Genomic DNA, 17,609 nt, shown 5'->3' on the forward strand with positions numbered 1-17,609 from the left:
ACAGCAGTGATTGTGAGCCGCTAATGCAATCGTTATCGCAGCCGTCAATACAGCCGCTATTGCAGCCCTTATTGCAGTTGAAGGAGGAGCCGAGATGCGTATCAAACTGATCAACCCGAACACCACCCAACGCATGACCGACGCAATGGGCCGCTGCGCACGCGAAGTGGCCGCGCCGGGCACGGAGGTGATCGCAGTCAGTCCGACGATGGGGCCGCCGTCCATCGAAGGCTACTACGATGAAGCGCTCGCCACGCCGGGTCTGCTCGCCGAAGTGATGGCAGGCGAGCGCGACGGCTGCGATGGCTACGTGATCGCCTGTTTCGGCGACCCCGGGCTGCATGCGGCGCGTGAGCTCGCGCGCGGGCCGGTGATCGGCATCGCGGAGGCGGCGATGCATGCGGCGAGCGTGCTCGCGCCCGGCTTCTCGGTTGTCACGACGCTGGCTCGTACCTGCGGAATGGCGTGGCATCTCGCCGAACGCTACGGCATGCGGCGCTTCTGCCGTAACGTGCGCGCAACCGACGTCGCGGTGCTCGACCTCGACAAGCCCGGCTCGGCGGCGCGCCGCATCATCCTCGACGAATGCCGGCGCGCGCTTGCCGAGGACGGCTCCGACGCAATCGTGCTCGGCTGCGCCGGCATGGCCGAATTGTGCGCAGAGATCGAGGACGCGCTCGGCGCGCCGGTGATCGAAGGCGTGACGGCGGCCGTCAAATGGACTGAGGCGCTGGTCTCCCTACGTCTTTCGACAGCCAAGCGCGGCGACTATGCGCGGCCGCTGCCAAAGCGCTACGACGGCGCCCTTGAATCGTTCAGTCCGTCCGCGACAGATCCGAATCCTGCGCCGCCGCGTGTCGTCAAGGCGGATTCGCTGCGGGTAAACACCAGCGAATCGGATTCGCACATACATTCAGTCTGACATGCACTATCTGCCCGGGTGTATGGGCGCATCCGGGCGTTTTCGCTACACTGGTCCCACTCGGCGCAGGTTGCCCGACGTGCCTTGCGACGCTGCCGCGGCTGCTGTTGCTGTCGCTGTCACGCGAGGCGGAGGGCCTTCAGCAGTTTTCGCACCGTGCCTTGCGAGCACAACGTAACGTCACCACGCATTCGTCAAACCATGCCACTCGACCCCAACTATCCACGCGATCTGATCGGCTACGGCCGCCACCCAGTGCAGGCGAACTGGCCAGGGCAAGCGCGCGTCGCGGTGCAATTCGTCCTCAACTATGAGGAGGGCGGCGAGAATTGCGTGCTGCACGGCGACCCCGGCTCAGAGCAGTTCCTGTCGGAAATTGTCGGCGCGGCGGCGTATCCGGCGCGTCACATGAGCATGGAGTCGATCTACGAATACGGCTCGCGAGCGGGCGTGTGGCGCATTCTGCGCGAATTCGAGAAACGCGGGCTGCCGCTGACGGTGTTTGGCGTCGGCATGGCGATCGAACGACATCCCGAACTCGCGCGTGCTTTCGTCGAACTGGGCCATGAGATCGCGTGTCACGGCTATCGCTGGATTCACTATCAGGACGTATCGCCGGAAAAAGAAGCGGAGCATATGCGGCTCGGGATGGAGGCGATCGAACGCGTCACGGGCGAGCGGCCGCTTGGCTGGTACACCGGCCGCGACAGTCCCAACACGCATCGCCTGGTCGCCGAATATGGCGGCTTTCTGTACGACTCCGATTACTACGGCGACGACCTGCCGTTCTGGATGGACGTCGAAGTGGCCGGCGGCGCGAAAGTGCCGCAACTGATCGTGCCGTACACGCTCGACACCAACGACATGCGCTTCGCGAGCCCGCAGGGCTTCAACACCGCGGACCACTTCTTCACGTATCTGCGCGACGCGTTCGACGTGCTTTACGAAGAAGGCGGCGAAGCGCCGAAGATGCTGTCGATCGGCATGCATTGCCGGCTGCTCGGACGCCCTGGGCGTTTTCGCGCGCTGCAGCGGTTTCTCGACCATATCGAACAGCACGATCGCGTATGGGTAACCCGGCGCGTCGACATCGCGCGGCACTGGCGCGAACATCATCCCTACCAGCAAAACAACCTCGGGGCTGCGGCATGAAGGCGATGCAATACACACTGGACCAACTCAACACCATTTCGACCGACGCGTTCGTCGCGGCGCTCTCGGGCATCTTCGAGCATTCGCCGTGGGTCGCGGAAATCGCGGCGCGCGAGCGGCCATTTGCGAGCATCGACGAATTGCATCGCAAGATGTCGGACATTGTCGAGACGGCGGGCGAGGAGAAGCAGTTGGCGTTGATCAACGCGCACCCTGAGCTCGCCGGCAAGGCAGCGGTGCGCGGTGAACTCACCGCGGAATCGACACGCGAGCAGAGCGGCGCAGGTCTCGCGCAGTGTACGCAGGAAGAGTTCGACAAGCTGCTCGCGCTGAACGCCGCATATCGCGAGAAGTTCGGTTTTCCGTTCATTCTCGCGGTGCGCGGCTACGATCGTCACGGCATCATCGCGAACTTCGAGGCGCGCGTGAACAACAGCCGCACCGACGAACTGCGAGCGAGCCTCGATCAGATCTACCGTATCGCACGTTTCCGGCTTGAAGACCTGATCGACGCGTGATGAACGCGTGACGAACGGGATCGCCGCCGCGCTTCGAGCTTCGGCTTCGCGTTGCGGCTTCACCGGAAAATTTTCTCGCACTTACAAACATCAAGGAAGACAAAGATGGCACTCCCGATTCTCGACCCCAACGCTCCCGAATTCACGCGCCGCTATGTGAACCTGGCGGACCCGCGCCTGGGTGCGCAGGCGCTCGAGGCGAGCGACGACTTCTTCGCCCCGAAGGAGCGCATGCTGAACCCGGAGCCTGCTGTCTTCATTCCGGGCAAATACGACGAACATGGCAAGTGGATGGACGGCTGGGAAACGCGCCGCAAACGCGTTAGCGGTTACGACTGGTGCATCGTCGAGCTGGCGCGGCCGGGCGTGATCAAGGGACTCGACCTCGACACGAGCCACTTCACGGGTAACTTCCCGCCGGCGGCGTCGGTGGAAGCGGCGCGCGTGGTGGACGGCGTGCCGAACCAGTCGACGCAATGGACCGAAATCGTTGCATCTACCACGCTCCAGGGCAACAGCCATCACTACCTGGAAGTCAGCGACGCCAACGCCTATACGCACTTGCGTGTGAACATTTACCCGGACGGCGGCATCGCGCGTCTGCGCGTGTACGGCCAGCCGCAAGTCGACTGGGCCGGCGCGAGCCGCACCGAGCAGTTCGATCTGGCCGCGATGGAAAACGGCGCGTATCTGGTCGCCGCGAACAACCAGCACTTCGGCGCTGCGTCGACCATTTTGATGCCGGGCCGTGGCGTGAACATGGGGGACGGCTGGGAAACGCGGCGCCGCCGCGAACCCGGCAACGACTGGGCGATCGTCGCGCTCGCACAGCCGGGTGTGATTACGAAGATCGAAGTGGACACCGCGCACTTCAAGGGCAATTATCCGGACCGCTGCTCGATTCAGGCTGCGTACGTAACGGGCGGTACCGACAGTTCGCTGATTACGCAAGCCATGTTCTGGCCAGTGCTGCTCGGCGAGCAGAAGCTGCAAATGGACAAGCAGCACTACTTCGAAGGAGAGATCGCCGCGCTCGGTCCGGTCACGCACGTGCGCTTTAACATCATTCCGGACGGCGGCGTGTCGCGTCTGCGTCTGTGGGGCACGCTCGCATCATGAAGACGCTCGCAATCGAACCGTTGACGAAGGAAGCGTTTGCCGCATTCGGCGACGTGATCGAGCTCGAAGGTGCGAAGCAGGTTCCGATCAACCTCGGCACGACGATCCGCTATCACGATCTGGCGAAAGTGGACGTGACGGACGAGAACGGCCGCGCGCTCGTAAACCTGTTTCGCGGGCAGCCGCGCGTGTTGCCATTCGAGGTAAAGATGCTCGAACGTCATCCGCTCGGTAGCCAGGCTTTTGTGCCGCTAAACGACAAGCCGTATCTGGTGGTGGTCGCGCCGGCGGGCGAGCTCGACGAGTCGAAGATCCGCGCGTTCGTGACGAGCGGCTGGCAAGGCGTCAATTATGCAAAGGGTGTGTGGCACCATCCGCTGATCGCGTTGGGAGAAGTGAGCGACTTTATCGTCGTGGATCGCGGCGGCGAAGGCCTTAACCTCAATGAGCAGAATCTGGCAGAGCCGCTCTGGCTGACTGAAGATGCACTGAGCGCGGTGACGGTCTAAGGTTGTTGCTTCGGCATTGCTGTTCGTTGATGTTCAGGAGCCCACGGCAGGAATGCCGTGGGCTCTTCGCTTTTGGCGACGCGTGCTTGCGTGGCTGCCCTCAACGCAAGTTGGCCGCGCGCCGTTCCAATCGGTCCGCGGATGATAGCTGACATGCTGATATCGTTCGGCTCCTGGGTCGCAGAAGCGCTGCATCGCGGTCGTTCAGCGAGGCGTATGAAATCGGAACTCGTTAACGTAAGTGCGGGCTTGTTGATCGCGCTGTAGTGCTTGCCAACATCGGGTCCCGGCTGTGCGCGCGACGAGCGCAAACCTGCAATTCACGACGCTTTCGGCCGCACTACGAGAACCGCGGAGCCACGGATCCACGGACCCACGCTCAGCATCGCCGGCGCGCTTGTTATTCACGCGGCCGTGATCTCGGCAAACGGCAAACCGCAACCAGCAAGAGATAAAAAGCAGCGAATAAAAAAGCGGGCTTCCCGCTTCCGCGAAAAGCCCGCTTCATGACGCTCGATCACACCGGACTCGACAAACACCAACGCCCGATTACTTCGCCGCGCCACCCTGGAACCAGGCGGCGATCTTCATCCGCTCGTCGTCGGTCATATGAGTGACGTTGCCGAGCGGCATCGCCTTCAGCGTCACCGCTTGCTGGTAAATCCGCTGTGCATTCTGCGAGATTTCATCCGGCGTATCGAGCAGCACGCCGGCGGGCGCGCTGCCCATCATCGTCGGATGCGCAGAGTGGCATGCCACGCAGCGCTGTTGCAGCACCGGCGCGATGTCGGCCACTTTCAGCGTCGGCGCGTTGGCCGCTTGCGCTTGCGGCACCATCGGCTTCGGCATGGTCCAGAAGAGCGCGCCGAACATCAGCGCAATGCCGACGAGCGGCAGATACCACAGCACCTGGCCGCGATGACGCATCACGAAGAATTGACGGATCAGCGCGCCGGCCAGCATGATGACGAGCAGCACGGCCCAGTTATATGGATGCGTGTAGGTCATCGCGTAGTGGTTCGACAGCATCGCGAACACGACGGGCAATGTGAAATACGTGTTGTGCACCGAGCGCTGCTTGCCGCGCTTGCCATAGATCGGATTGGGCGTGTCGCCCTTGAGCATCGCGTCGACCATCTTACGCTGGCCCGGAATGATCACGAAGAACACGTTGGCCGACATGATGGTCGCCAGCATCGCGCCCATGATCAGATACGCCGCGCGGCCCGCGAAGATATGGCATGCAAGCCATGCCGCGATCAGCACATACACGCCGACGCAGATGCCCAGTACCCGATCCTTGTTGCCGAGAATGCGGCACAACGAGTCGTACACGATCCAGCCCGCGGCCAGGAAACCGAGCGCCGACGCGACGGCAACCACCGGGCCCATATCGAGCACATTCTTGTCGATCAGATATGTGGACGGCGAAAACAGATACAGCACCGTGAAAAGGCCGAAGCCCGACAGCCATGTGGTGTACGACGGCCACTTCGACCAGTGCAGATCATCGGGCATTTCGGGCGGCGCGACGGTGTACTTCTGCATGTTGTAGAAGCCGCCGCCGTGCACGTGCCACAGCTCGCCGAACACGCCGCGTTTGCGCTGATTCGGGTCGTGCGGCGGTTTCAAGCTGTTGTCGAGTGCGACGAAATAAAACGACTCGCCGATCCATGCAATCGCGGCGACGACGTGGAACCAGCGAATCGCGAGATTCAACCAGTCGGTGATAAAGCCTTCCATGAAACTCCTCCACTTCTGATTCGTTGCTCGCGCGGCGACGTTCGGTGTCTTTTAAACCCGACCAATGGACGGGAGCAGGCGAAACGTCACCACGCGGACTGCGGGGTGAAAGACGCGGTGCGCTCAGTTCGCACGACGTCGTTTATTGTTGATGTCTTCAGAGATGCGCGCGCGTTCGGTGGACGCCCGTCAACTGCCGCGATACGTGCTGTACGACCACGGCGACACGAGCAACGGCACATGATAGTGCGCACCGGCATCGGCCACGCCGAAGCGCAATACAACACGATCGACGAAACGCGGCTCCGGCACCTTCGTGCCGATCGACGCGAAGTAATCGCCTGCGGCGAACACCAGTTCGTATTCACCCGCGACTAGCGCGTCGCCTTGCAACAGCGGTTCGTCGCAGCGGCCGTCGTCATTGGTGATGGTGGTTTTCAGCGCGCGGCGCGTATCGCCCGAGAGCGCGAAGAGTTCGACCTTGATGCCCGCGCCGGGACGGCCGTTCGCGGTGTCGAGCACATGGGTAGTGAGCTTTCCCATTCGCAATTTTCCTTGTCTGTTTGCGAGGTTTCGGCGGCGGCCCGATCCAGATACGTTTGCGGCGGATCGAGGCTCCACGTCAGTGGCTACATACCCGTCGGCGAAATGAAGCGAGCGCCGTGGCAGCCATTGTAAAAAGCTTATTCGGTCCTGCGCGCGCGAGATAGGAAAGATAATAGCTGGCGCATGACGGACAGTCTGCCGAAAGGCGCAGCGGGTAGATTCGCGCGACCGTCGCAGCGCATCGCATTCCCGTCGGATCGTACCGGCGTCAAAAATGACCCACTATATCGGCAGGCTGAAGATGGTTATCGCAACGGTGCGAGTTGCCAGCGTTATTTTGGCCGTCGAAGGTTACGCCTGTGCGCCGCAGCAACGGCAAGCCCGAGGGCTTTCATGCGGCACACGTCCCGAAGACGGCGAATACGCTGGGTAACCGGGCCAACGGCGTTCGACGGGGCGCGACGGCGCGGCTCATGCGCCGTCACATCGCGTTCGGACGACTTTGCACGGAAGCAATCAGGCGGAGAAACGGATGACGATGGAACAGGCGGCACAGGCTCATGGCAAGCCGACCAGAACAATGCTGGTGAAACACGCGGACGTGCTGGTCACAATGGACGGCGCACGGCGCGAACTGCGCGACGGCGGTCTCTATATCGAGGACAACCGCATCGTCGCGGTCGGCCCGACAGCGGAGTTGCCGCAAACCGCCGACGAAGTGCTGGACATGCGCGGGCATCTGGTGATTCCCGGCCTCGTAAACACGCATCACCACATGTATCAGAGCCTGACGCGCGCGATTCCCGCCGCGCAGAATGCTGAGTTATTCGGCTGGCTCACGAGCCTCTACAAAGTATGGGCGAATCTCACGCCGGAGATGATCGAAGTCTCCACGTTGACCGCAATGGCGGAGCTGCTGCTGTCCGGTTGCACGACGTCGAGCGATCACCTGTATATCTATCCGAACGGCAGCCGGCTCGATGACAGCATTGCCGCGGCGCGCCGCATCGGCATGCGTTTTCATGCAGCGCGCGGCAGCATGAGCGTGGGGCAGAAAGACGGCGGCTTGCCGCCGGATTCAGTGGTCGAGCGGGAAGCGGACATTCTGAAGGACACGCAGCGCCTGATCGAGACGTATCACGACGAAGGCCGTTACGCGATGCTGCGTGTGGTCGTCGCGCCGTGCTCGCCGTTTTCGGTGAGCCGCGATCTGATGCGCGAGTCGGCGGCGATGGCGCGGCACTACGGCGTGTCGCTGCACACGCATCTTGCCGAGAACACGAACGATGTCGCGTACAGCCGCGAGAAGTTCGGCATGACGCCCGCGCAGTATGCGGAAGAACTCGGCTGGGTCGGGGGCGACGTGTGGCATGCGCACTGTGTGCAGCTCGACGACGCGGGCATCGAACTGTTTGCGCGTACGGGCACGGGCGTCGCTCATTGTCCGTGCTCGAACATGCGGCTCGCGTCGGGGATCGCGCCCGTCAAGCGGATGCGGCTCGCGGGTGTGCCGGTGGGTTTGGGTGTGGACGGTTCGGCGTCGAACGACGGCGCGCAGATGGTCGCCGAAGTGCGTCAGGCGTTGCTGTTACAGCGCGTCGGCTTCGGCCCGGACGCGATGACCGCGCGCGAAGCGTTGGAGATCGCCACGCTCGGCGGCGCGAAAGTGCTCAACCGCGACGATATCGGCGCGTTGGCACCTGGCATGGCGGCGGACTTCGTGTCGTTCGATCTGCGTCAGCCGCTCTTTGCCGGCGCCTTGCATGATCCGGTCGCGGCGCTGGTCTTCTGCGCGCCGTCGCAGGTGAGCCATAGCGTGATCGGCGGCAAGGTCGTGGTGAAGGACGGACGGTTGACGACGCTCGAACTCCGGCCAGTGATCGAGCAGCATAACCGGTTGGCGGAGACGCTTTGCGAAGCGGCGGCATGACATCAAACGTATCGGCGCCTGCGCACAGCGGCGCGCGTAAGCGCCGCCGATCACTCGAGAGAGCCTTTGAGCCTCAAGGCTTGTCGATCAGCGTTCTGGTCGCTTCGGCGACGAGGCTGCGCAGCCAGCGCACTTCGTCGGAGTAATGCACGCGCTCGTGCCACAGCTGGTAGTACTGCATCGGCGGAAAATCGAGCGGCGCGGGCACCACGGTCAGTGGCAGGAACTTGGCGTAGTAATCGGCGAAGAGGCGCGTCGTCGTGAAGATCAGGTCCGACTTGATCAGCACATACGGCGCGAGATTGAAGTACGGCAACGTGACGACCACATGGCGCTTCAGGCGCTCGCGCGCGAGATGCACGTCGATCGCGCCGCGCTGGCCCACCGAGTACGGCGTAGGTGCGAGATGCGGCGCGTTCAGATACTGGTCGAGCGTGAGCCCGCCGCGTTTGGCGAACGGATGCGCGTTGCTCATCAGGCAAACGATCTGGTCGACGAACAGGTTCGACAGATGTAGTTGCTCAGGCGGCTCCGGCCAGTTGCCTACGACGATGTCGAGCTTGCCGTCTTCGAGCGCGAGTTCATAGTCGAACGCGGGGCCGAGCGAATGAAATTCGAGCGTCGCGTTCGGCGCGGCCTGGCGAAAACGTTCGACCACCGTCGGCACGAACAGCACGTTCAGATAGTCCGGGCAGCCGATGCGGTAGCAGCGAATGGACGTGGCCGGATCGAAGTTGTGCTGCTGGAACTTGATGCGTTCGATTTCGCGCAGCGCGTTCTGCACCGGTTCAAGCAGACGCAGCCCGTACTCCGTGGGCACCATGCCCGATTTGCCGCGCACCAGCAACGGATCGCCGGTGATGTCGCGCAGCCGGCGCAGCGCGGCGCTGATGGCGGGTTGCGATTGATTCAGTTTGACGGCCGCGCGCGTGACGCTGCGCTCCATCAACAGGGTATGCAAGACGCGCAGAAGGTAGGTATCGATCGCCTCGCGTTGCTGACTCATGACTTCTCCGAAATATATGTGCTGGCTGATCGAGCGGGGGTGTGGGTATATGCGTTTTAATATGAACGAAAAACGGCGTCAAGGGAGACATACCCGCAGAGCTTGCTGTGGCGCGGGTTTCGGCGAATTTTGGCGGCTCGACTGAGCGGGTCGAATTAGGTATTGTCATCCGGTTGTGGTGACGGATCGCCCGCCGGCAAGGTGGACGAACGCACGGCAACCGCAGTCACTGACGCACTACGGAATCACATGAGCGACTCTTCTTATAGCAACGGCGCCGCCGCGCAGCCGGCAACGAGGCCGGAACAGGCGGCGCCCCGGCTGATGCTCAAGGGCATCACCAAACAATATCCGGCCGTGCGGGCCAACGACGACGTCACGCTGATCGTCGCGCCGGGCGAGATCCACGCCGTGCTCGGCGAAAACGGCGCGGGCAAGAGCACGCTGATGAAGATCATCTACGGCGCGGTGCGGCCGGACGCCGGCGAGATTTACTGGGAAGGCCAGGCAGTCGATATCGCGAGCCCGGCTGCGGCGCGCAAGCTCGGCATCGGCATGGTGTTTCAGCACTTTTCGCTGTTCGAGACGCTTACGGTCGGCGAAAACATTGCGCTCGCACTCGATGAGCCGTTCGACCTGAAAGCGCTTTCCAAACGCATCCGCGAAGTGTCCGCTGATTACGGCCTCGACATCGACCCGCAGCGTCATGTGCATAGCCTGACGGTCGGCGAGCGGCAGCGTGTCGAGATCGTGCGCTGCCTGTTGCAGAACCCGCGTTTGCTGATCATGGACGAACCCACCTCCGTGCTCACGCCGCAGGCGGTGCGCAAGCTCTTCGCGACGCTGCGGCGACTGGCCGCCGAAGGCTGCAGCATTCTCTACATCAGCCACAAGCTCGATGAAATCCAGGAACTGTGCGACACCGCGACGGTGATGCGCGGCGGCCGCGTAACCGGCCACGTCAAGCCGAAAGAGGAAACACATGCGTCGCTCGCACAGTTGATGGTCGGCCATTCGTTGCCCGACTACACGCGCCGCGAGCACAATCCGGGCGCGGTGCTGCTCGACGTGAAGGAATTGTCGGTGGCAAGCGACGACCCGTTCGGCACGTCGCTGGACAAGGTGTCGTTCGCCGTGCACGCGGGCGAGATCTTCGGCATTGCGGGCGTCTCGGGCAACGGTCAGGCGGAACTGCTGTCGGCGTTGTCAGGCGAGAAGCGGGGCGTGCGCGCCGACGCCGTCGCGATTTGCGGCAAGCCCGCAGGGCGTCTTGGCGCAGGCGGCCGGCGTGCATTAGGCTTCGGCTTCGTGCCGGAAGAGCGCTTGGGCCGGGGCGCTGTGCCCGCGATGACGCTGTCGGAAAACGCGCTGCTCACCGCGCATCGGCAGAAGATGGTGAGCTCGGGCTGGATCAAGGCGGGCGCAATGCGCGCGTTTGCAAAGCGCTGCATCGAAGCCTTCGACGTGCGTTGCGGTGGGTCGGAAGCGCTCGCGCAAAGTCTGTCGGGCGGCAATCTGCAAAAGTACATCATGGGCCGCGAGATTCTCCAGGCGCCGAAGGTGCTGGTGGTCGCGCAGCCCACATGGGGTGTCGACGTGGGTGCAGCGGCTTTCATTCGCCAGCAGCTACTCGATCTTTCGGCAAGCGGCGTGGCGATCCTCGTGATCTCCGAGGAGCTCGAAGAACTGTTCGACATCTGCGATCGCATTGCGGTGCTCGCGGGTGGCAGGCTCTCGCCGGTACGCGCGACGGGCGCGACCAACGCCGAGGAAATCGGCCGCTGGATGGCGGGCCTGTTCGGCGGACGCGAGGGCACGGCGCCTTCGGCGGAACAGCCGGCGCACGTCTGAGCCGCGTCTCGCGGCATCGATTTACGCTTCAGATATCAGAACCTGAAAAAAACACACGCTACCCATGATTCTTCCGTATCGACTCGAAGCACGCACAACGCCCTCGCGCACCATGCAGATCGCCGTGCCGCTGATCGCCGCGTTGCTCACACTCGCAATTGGCTTCGTGATCTTCGGCCTGGTGGGCCGCGATCCGCTGCAAGCCATGCACGCGTTTTTCATCGAACCGCTTTCGAGCGTGAACGGCTGGTCGGAGCTTCTGCTGAAGGCCTCGCCGTTGTGCCTGATCGGCCTTGGCCTCGCGATCGGCTATCGCGCGAACGTCTGGAACATCGGCGCTGAAGGGCAGATGCTGCTCGGCGGCATTGCCGCGAGCGGCGTCGCGATCTATTTCGATCAGGCCACCGGCTGGTGGATCCTGCCGCTGATGATGATCGCCGGTGCGATCGGCGGCATGTTGTGGGCGGCAATTCCCGCGCTGCTGAAAAGCCGCTTCAACACCAACGAGATTCTCGTGAGCCTGATGCTCACGTATGTGGCGACGCAACTGCTGATCTATCTGGTGAGCGGTCCGTGGCGCGATCCGCAGGGCATGAATTTCCCGCTCTCGGAGATGTTCAGCGGCGACGCGCTTTATCCCACGTTTTACGGCGACTGGCACTGGAAATGGCTGCGCGGCACGCGCCTGAATGCATCGATATTCGTCACGCTGATCGCGATTCCGCTCGTGTGGCTCTTCATGCGTAAGAGCTTCGCCGGCTACCGGATGAACGTCGGCGGCCTTGCGCCGCTTGCCGCTCGTTATGCGGGCTTCTCTGACAAGAAAACCATCTGGATGTCGCTGTTGATCAGCGGCGGCCTCGCCGGTCTCGCGGGCATGGGCGAGATCGCCGGGCCTATCGGTCAGTTGCAGGCGACGTGGTCGCCGGGCTACGGCTTCACTGCGATCATCGTCGTGTTCGTTGGGCGGCTGCATCCGGTCGGCATCGTGCTCGCGAGTCTTTTGATGGCGCTCCTGTATCTCGGCGGCGAAGCGGTGCAGACCTCGATGCAATTGCCGCAGGCGCTCTCCGGCGTGTTCCAGGGACTGCTGCTGTTCTGTCTGCTCGGCGCCGATCTGTTCGTGAATTACCGTGTGCGCCGGCGCTCCGTTGCCGCGCAAGCCCACTGACCGTCTATCGTTTTTCTACCGGTTCGCTGCCGCATTTATGGATATTCAACAAGCCAGCGCGCTCACTTCGAGCGCCGTTACCGCCGCGATTCCGCTGATGTTCGCGGGCGCGGGCGAACTCGTCACCGAAAAATCAGGTGTTCTCAATCTCGGCGTGGAGGGCATGATGCTGATGGGCGCGGTGACCGGCTACGCGGTCACCGCGATCACCGGCAGCCCGTGGCTCGGCGTGCTCGCCGCGATCGGCGCGGGCCTCGCGATGTCGCTGCTGTTCGCGTTCCTCACGCTGACCATGCTCGCCAACCAGGTCGCGACCGGTCTCTCGCTGACGATCTTCGGCATCGGTCTCTCGGCCTATGTCGGCAAGCCGTACACGTCGGCGGCGGTGCGCGCGACCATCGACACGTGGACCATCCCGGGGCTCTCGAAGATTCCGGTGCTCGGGCCCGCGCTCTTCAGTCTTACGCCGCTCGATTACCTCGCATTCCTGATGTTCGCGGTTATCGGCTGGTTTTTGTATCGCACCCGCGCGGGACTCGTGCTGCGCTCGGTCGGCGAGTCGCCGCAGGTCGCGCATTCGGTCGGTTTTCCGGTGGTCGGCGTGCGTTATGGCGCGGTTGCGTTCGGCGGCGGCATGGCGGGGCTGGCTGGCGGCTACTACTCGATTGTCAATCTGCACTTGTGGCAGGAACAGCTCACGTCGGGCCGCGGCTGGATCGCGCTCGCGCTCGTGGTCTTCGCGACCTGGCGGCCGGGGCGTCTCCTGATCGGCGCGCTGCTGTTCGGCGCCGTGACTGGCCTGCAGTTCTACGCGCAGGCGATTGGCGTGCCTGTGCCCACGCAATTCCTCGCGATGCTGCCGTATGTCGCGACGGTCGTGGTGCTGGTGCTTATTTCGCGCAACCCGAACACGATTCGCCTGAACGCGCCGGCATCGCTTGGCAAGCCGTTTTTCTCGGCGGGCTGAGAGTCGGCGGCACAGGATCACAACTTTCAATCATTCGATAAACACGACAGGAGAAAACATGAAGAGAAGAAATCTGCTGACCGCTTTTGCCTGGGGCGCGGCGTCGCTCGCGCTGGCTGCGCCGCTTTCGCAGGCCGCGCAGGCAGCCGACGCGCCGGGCGTCGCATTCGTCTATCTGGGCAATCCCGGCGATGCCGGCTGGACCTTCGCGCACGACCAGGGCTCGAAGGAAGCCGAAGCGAAGTTCGGCAACAAGATCAAGGTCACGCGTATCGAGAACGTGCCCGAATCGGCCGACTCAGAGCGCGTATTCCGCGATCTGGCGAACAAGGGCAACAAGGTCATCATCGGTTCGAGCTTCGGCTATCAGGACTTCGAGCTGAAGGTCGCGAAGGATTTCCCGGACACCGTTTTCCTGCACGCAACCGGCTACAAGAAGGCGCCGAATTTCGGCACCTACGACGTGCGCATGTACCAGGGCGCATATCTGGCCGGCGTCGCCGCGGGCTACGTGACGAAAACAAACACGCTCGGCTTCGTCGCTTCGGTGCCGATTCCGGAAGTGGTCCGCAACATCAACGCGTACACGCTCGGCGCGCGTTCGGTGAATCCGAAGGTGCATACGAAGGTCATCTGGATCAACAGTTGGTTCGATCCGGGCAAGGAGAAGCAGGCCGCCGAAACGCTGATCGGCCAGGGCGCCGACGTGCTGTTGCAGAACACCGACTCGAGCGCGACGCTCGCGACCGCATCGGAGAAACACGTACACGCGTTCGGCTGGGATTCGGACATGAAGAAGTTCGGCCCCAGCGCGCATCTCGGCTCAGTGGTCGCGCATTGGGGCGTGTACTACAGCGCGGCGATCCAGCAGGTGCTCGACGGCAAGTGGAAGAACGACCCGGTGTGGTGGGGCATTCCGCAGAAGGCCGTCGACCTGGAAGATCTGAACACGTCGGCGATTCCGGCTGACGCGCAGAAGAAGGTGGCCGCAAAGCGCGACGAGCTGGCGGGCGGCAAGTGGGATGTGTTCGCGGGCCCGATCAAGGATCAATCCGGCGCGGTGAAGGTGCCGGCCGGCAAGACGCTGACCGATCCGGAGTTGCAACGTCTGAACTGGTACGTGGAAGGCGTGGACGGTTCGTTGCCGAAGTAAGGCCGTTGTACTGCGCTGCGCTGCGCCGCGTTGCGTTGCGTTGCGGCAGTGGCGATACCAGTGCCAGTGCCAGCGGCGGTGCCACCGCCGCTGCACAAAACTGAAAGAGCCGCTTCCGCGACGGATGCGGCTCTTTCTTTCACTCGTGCGCCGCACCGCGGCGCGCGGATATCGGCAGCATCAATCGTCGATGCGCAAGCCCACCTTGATCGTCACCTGCCAGAAGGCGACTTTGTCGTTTTCGATCTGGCCCCGGGTTTCCGTCACTTCGAACCAGTGCAGATTGCGCAGCGTTTTCGCTGCTTTGGCGATCGCCGTGCTGATCGCGTCGTCGATCGATTTCGTCGATGAGCCGGTTAGTTCGATCTGCTTGTAGACGTGGTCTGACATGAAATCTCTCCTTTGATCCTGGTTGGCGTTCAGGAAGTATAGGTAACGCGGACAGGTACACCGTTCGTCGCATGGATAGGCGAGTCGCACGCCGCGTGCCCGATGCCCACGCGTGGCGCGCGTCGCTATCATCTCCATTCGATGCCGCCTGAAATGTGACGACATGCGGAAGTGGAGATGGGTCTTTCCGGCGAGGGCCGGCCGGCGGCCCGATGATCCGAGATCCGCTGCACGCCGGCTGGATTCGCGATAACCTGCTAAAATATTGGGTTTTTCGCCGATATCACATTCAAAGGGACGCGCCGTGCTGTCTACTGCCAACATCACCATGCAATTCGGGCCAAAGCCCCTGTTCGAGAACATCTCGGTCAAATTCGGGGGAGGGAACCGCTATGGCCTGATCGGTGCTAACGGCTGCGGCAAATCCACCTTCATGAAAATCCTGGGTGGGGATCTGGAGCCGAGCTCGGGCAACGTGATGCTCGAGCCGAACGTGCGCCTCGGCAAATTGCGCCAGGACCAGTTCGCTTACGAAGACGTGCGCGTGCTCGACGTCGTGATGATGGGCCACGCCGAAATGTGGGCTGCCATGACCGAGCGCGACGCGATCTACGCGAACCCCGACGCCACCGACGACGACTACATGCACGCGGCCGAGCTCGAAGCCAAGTTTGCCGAGTACGACGGCTACACCGCCGAGGCGCGCGCGGGTGAACTGCTGCTCGGCATCGGCATCGCGATCGAGGACCACAACGGCCCGATGAGCAACGTGGCGCCCGGCTGGAAGCTGCGCGTGCTGCTCGCGCAGGCGCTGTTCTCGAAGCCGGATGTGCTGCTGCTCGACGAACCGACCAACAACCTGGACATCAACTCGATCCGTTGGCTGGAAGACGTGCTCAACCAGTACAACTCGACGATGATTATCATCTCGCACGACCGCCACTTCCTGAACCAGGTCTGCACGCACATGGCCGACATGGACTTCGGCACACTGAAGGTTTATCCGGGCAATTACGACGACTACATGCTGGCCAGCACGCAGGCGCGCGAGCGTCAGCAGAACGCGAATGCGAAGGCCAAGGAGCGTGTCGCCGACCTGCAGGACTTCGTGCGCCGCTTCTCGGCGAACAAGTCGAAGGCGCGTCAGGCCACCAGCCGTCTGAAGATGATCGACAAGATCAAGATCGAGGAATTCAAGCCGTCGTCGCGGCAGAATCCGTTTATCCGCTTCGAGTTCGAGAAGAAGCTGCACAACATCGCGGTGGTCGCGGACAGCATCTCGAAGAAATACGAGCGCACGATCTTCAATAATTTCAGCATCAGCGTGCAGCCCGGTGAGCGCATCGCGATCATCGGCGAGAACGGCGCCGGTAAGACCACGCTGCTGCGCTCGCTGCTCGGCAATCTGCAGCTCGATCACGGCAAGGTGAAGTGGGCGGAAAACGCGAACGTCGGTTACATGCCGCAGGACACGTACGAAGAGTTTCCGAACGACGTCACGCTAATGGACTGGATCGACGCCTACCGCAAGGAAGGCGACGACGAGCAGATGGTGCGCGGCACGCTCGGTCGTCTTCTGTTCAATGCGGACGATATCCGCAAGTCGGTCAAGGTGCTCTCGGGCGGCGAGAAGGGCCGCATGATCTGGGGCAAGCTGATGCTAGGCCGTCACAACGTGCTGCTGATGGACGAGCCGACCAACCACATGGACATGGAATCGATCGAGTCGCTGCAAATCGCGCTCGACAAGTTCGAAGGCACTCTGATTTTCGTGTCGCACGACCGCGAGTTCGTTAGCGGTCTGGCCAACCGGATCATCGAAGTGAAGACCGACGGTACGCTGAACGACTTCGGTGGTAATTACGAAGACTTCCTGCTCAGCCAGGGCGTGCAGTAAACCATCCTGAAACATGAATTTTTGACGCCATCGGTCCTCGGGTTTTCTCCGTTGGACTCATGACTCACCCAGAACGGCGGTCCGCATGCGCAGAGCATGCCGGACCGCCGTTTTTTATTTTGCTGGCGGCTGACCCGACGACAGAATCGTGCTCAGCTTCGTGCCGCCGATGGATTCGCAATCCACTTGCTTTGGTTCCGTCCACTGCACGGCGACGCCGCGCACGACGGGTCTCACCATCCGCCACGGCCAGAAGCCGAAGCGCTGCGAACCGGTGTATTCGACGATCGCATCCGCTCCGCGCAACTGCGCGTACTCCGCCATTTGCGGCAGAATGTCCGCAACGCCGCCGTAAGTGCCTTTGCCTATCTTCACATTCCTGATGACCTTGTACTTCTGACTGGCAGGCGGCAGGCGTGCAAAAAAGCAGAAGTCGGCAAGCCCGCTGGGAAGGTCTGCCGCTGGATGCGCGGCGTCTTTGGTCAGGTTCAGTTCGGTTTCCGATGCGGCGTCCGTCGCCGACTCCGCCGCGTGGGCGGCGCCTGCTGTCACGGCGATTGCAACCAACGCCAGGATCAGCGCAAGTTTGGGGTGTGGTGTGGGGTTCATGGGTGGCCTCAACGTGTACGCGCCGCGGGCGGGCGCTTTCTTATGAAGTCGGATAGTAAGCGAGCCCGGCGTTGTTGGCTAGCCGGGCTTCGAGCCAGGTCGGCACCCAGTTCGCGCACTCAACCC

The 17,609-nt window shown here is 62.6% G+C and carries 16 protein-coding genes; 11 read left to right on the forward strand and 5 right to left on the reverse strand.

Annotation, left to right across the window (positions count from 1 at the left end):
* The first annotated feature begins 94 nt into the window (after positions 1 to 94).
* The 5 genes from F759_RS0128945 to F759_RS0128965 all read left to right on the forward strand — a co-directional run bounded on the left by F759_RS0128945 (position 95) and on the right by F759_RS0128965 (position 4,220).
* The gene (locus F759_RS0128945) at positions 95 to 922 is read left to right on the forward strand and encodes an aspartate/glutamate racemase family protein (RefSeq protein WP_027802929.1); all 828 of its coding nucleotides are present in this window, start codon (positions 95 to 97) and stop codon (positions 920 to 922) included.
* A gap of 201 nt (positions 923 to 1,123) precedes the next feature.
* Positions 1,124 to 2,074: an allantoinase PuuE gene (gene puuE / locus F759_RS0128950; RefSeq protein WP_027802930.1), complete on the forward strand. Its 951-nt coding sequence runs from the start codon at positions 1,124 to 1,126 to the stop codon at positions 2,072 to 2,074.
* On the forward strand, positions 2,071 to 2,592 hold the full coding sequence (gene uraD, locus F759_RS0128955) for a 2-oxo-4-hydroxy-4-carboxy-5-ureidoimidazoline decarboxylase (RefSeq protein ID WP_027802931.1): 522 nt from the start codon (positions 2,071 to 2,073) through the stop codon (positions 2,590 to 2,592). Before puuE ends, uraD begins: the two co-directional genes overlap by 4 nt.
* A 105-nt stretch (positions 2,593 to 2,697) precedes the next feature.
* Positions 2,698 to 3,711 carry an allantoicase gene (alc, locus tag F759_RS0128960; RefSeq protein WP_027802932.1) on the forward strand — a complete coding sequence of 338 codons (1,014 nt, stop codon included), beginning with the start codon at positions 2,698 to 2,700 and terminating at the stop codon, positions 3,709 to 3,711.
* Complete coding sequence (locus tag F759_RS0128965; RefSeq protein ID WP_027802933.1) at positions 3,708 to 4,220, forward strand: ureidoglycolate lyase; 513 nt, start codon at positions 3,708 to 3,710, stop codon at positions 4,218 to 4,220. The genes alc and F759_RS0128965 overlap by 4 nt, the downstream gene beginning before the upstream one ends.
* Positions 4,221 to 4,769: 549 nt before the next feature.
* Here F759_RS0128965 and F759_RS0128975 read toward each other — a convergent pair.
* Together F759_RS0128975 and uraH are read right to left on the reverse strand one after the other, a co-directional pair.
* The gene (locus F759_RS0128975; protein ID WP_027802935.1) at positions 4,770 to 5,963 is read right to left on the reverse strand and encodes a urate hydroxylase PuuD; all 1,194 of its coding nucleotides are present in this window, start codon (positions 5,961 to 5,963) and stop codon (positions 4,770 to 4,772) included.
* 189 nt (positions 5,964 to 6,152) lie between these two features.
* Entirely contained in the window at positions 6,153 to 6,506 is a 354-nt protein-coding gene (gene uraH, locus F759_RS0128980; protein WP_027802936.1) for a hydroxyisourate hydrolase, read from the reverse strand.
* 535 nt (positions 6,507 to 7,041) lie between these two features.
* Between uraH and F759_RS0128985 the strand changes: the two genes are divergently transcribed.
* Positions 7,042 to 8,439, forward strand: a complete 1,398-nt coding sequence (locus F759_RS0128985; protein WP_027802937.1) for an 8-oxoguanine deaminase — start codon at positions 7,042 to 7,044, stop codon at positions 8,437 to 8,439.
* A gap of 73 nt (positions 8,440 to 8,512) precedes the next feature.
* Here F759_RS0128985 and F759_RS0128990 read toward each other — a convergent pair whose 3' ends face one another.
* Positions 8,513 to 9,445, reverse strand: coding sequence for a LysR substrate-binding domain-containing protein (locus F759_RS0128990; RefSeq protein ID WP_007181594.1), 933 nt, complete (start codon positions 9,443 to 9,445; stop codon positions 8,513 to 8,515).
* Between the two features lie 249 nt (positions 9,446 to 9,694).
* On the opposite strand from F759_RS0128990, the gene F759_RS0128995 reads away from it, so the two are divergent.
* The 4 genes from F759_RS0128995 (at position 9,695) to F759_RS0129010 (ending at position 14,587) form a co-directional block, all read left to right on the forward strand.
* Positions 9,695 to 11,296, forward strand: a complete 1,602-nt coding sequence (locus F759_RS0128995; RefSeq protein ID WP_027802938.1) for an ABC transporter ATP-binding protein — start codon at positions 9,695 to 9,697, stop codon at positions 11,294 to 11,296.
* 64 nt (positions 11,297 to 11,360) lie between these two features.
* Complete coding sequence (locus F759_RS0129000) at positions 11,361 to 12,467, forward strand: ABC transporter permease (protein ID WP_027802939.1); 1,107 nt, start codon at positions 11,361 to 11,363, stop codon at positions 12,465 to 12,467.
* 37 nt (positions 12,468 to 12,504) lie between these two features.
* Positions 12,505 to 13,434: an ABC transporter permease gene (locus F759_RS0129005; protein ID WP_020070179.1), complete on the forward strand. Its 930-nt coding sequence runs from the start codon at positions 12,505 to 12,507 to the stop codon at positions 13,432 to 13,434.
* Between the two features lie 58 nt (positions 13,435 to 13,492).
* Entirely contained in the window at positions 13,493 to 14,587 is a 1,095-nt protein-coding gene (locus F759_RS0129010) for a BMP family ABC transporter substrate-binding protein (protein ID WP_027802940.1), read from the forward strand.
* A 180-nt stretch (positions 14,588 to 14,767) separates the two neighbouring features.
* On the opposite strand, the gene F759_RS0129015 is transcribed toward F759_RS0129010, so the two are convergent.
* Complete coding sequence (locus tag F759_RS0129015) at positions 14,768 to 14,977, reverse strand: dodecin (protein ID WP_027802941.1); 210 nt, start codon at positions 14,975 to 14,977, stop codon at positions 14,768 to 14,770.
* A 304-nt stretch (positions 14,978 to 15,281) separates the two neighbouring features.
* On the opposite strand from F759_RS0129015, the gene F759_RS0129020 reads away from it, so the two are divergent.
* Positions 15,282 to 16,874 (forward strand): ABC-F family ATPase, encoded by a 1,593-nt coding sequence (locus F759_RS0129020; RefSeq protein ID WP_036025505.1) that lies wholly within the window; start codon positions 15,282 to 15,284, stop codon positions 16,872 to 16,874.
* Between the two features lie 114 nt (positions 16,875 to 16,988).
* Here F759_RS0129020 and F759_RS0129025 read toward each other — a convergent pair whose 3' ends face one another.
* The gene (locus F759_RS0129025; RefSeq protein ID WP_027802943.1) at positions 16,989 to 17,483 is read right to left on the reverse strand and encodes a hypothetical protein; all 495 of its coding nucleotides are present in this window, start codon (positions 17,481 to 17,483) and stop codon (positions 16,989 to 16,991) included.
* Positions 17,484 to 17,609: the final 126 nt, after the last annotated feature.

It is taken from the genome of Paraburkholderia dilworthii, from assembly GCF_000472525.1.
GTDB classification, from domain to species: Bacteria; Pseudomonadota; Gammaproteobacteria; order Burkholderiales; family Burkholderiaceae; genus Paraburkholderia; species Paraburkholderia dilworthii.